Origin of the sequence: Lysinibacillus zambalensis (assembly GCF_040183165.1) — a bacterium.
In the GTDB taxonomy this organism is placed as follows: domain Bacteria; phylum Bacillota; class Bacilli; order Bacillales_A; family Planococcaceae; genus Lysinibacillus; species Lysinibacillus zambalensis.
In genome coordinates, this window is sequence record NZ_JBEGDG010000102.1 from 1 (window position 1) to 486 (window position 486).

The window sequence follows — 486 nt, forward strand, 5'->3', positions numbered from 1 at the left end:
AATGACGGTTTCGGCTGTCGCTATAAGATGGGCCCGCGGCGCATTTGCTAGTTGGTTAGGTAACGGCTCACCAAGGCGACGATGCGTAGCCGACCTGAGTGGGTGATCGGCCACACTGGGACTGAGCCACGGCCCAGACTCCTACGGGAGGCAGCAGTAGGGAATCTTCCACTATGGGCGAAATCCTGATGGAGCAACGCCGCGTGAGTGAAGAAGGTTTTAGGATCGTAAAACTATGTTGTAGCACGAGTCAATTCTAATGACGAACGTTTCGACATTAGAAAAGACTGTAATTGAAGTTGAAAGCTCCGACGAAATTTCAGCGACTACAGAAAAGGAAGTAGAAGTACCTACTGAAACGGAAATGGAAGCAACTACCGAAAAGGAAGTAGAGGAACCTAATGAAACGGAAATGGAAGCAACTACCGAAAAGGAAGTAGAGGTACCTAATGAAACGGATATGGAATCAACTACCGAAAAGGAAGT

1 rRNA gene is annotated in these 486 nt (G+C 47.9%); it reads left to right on the top strand.

The annotated features are described in order from the left end of the window. Positions 1 to 374 (top strand): 16S ribosomal RNA (locus ABNX05_RS26225); the annotation flags it as partial. Positions 375 to 486 lie beyond the last annotated feature (112 nt).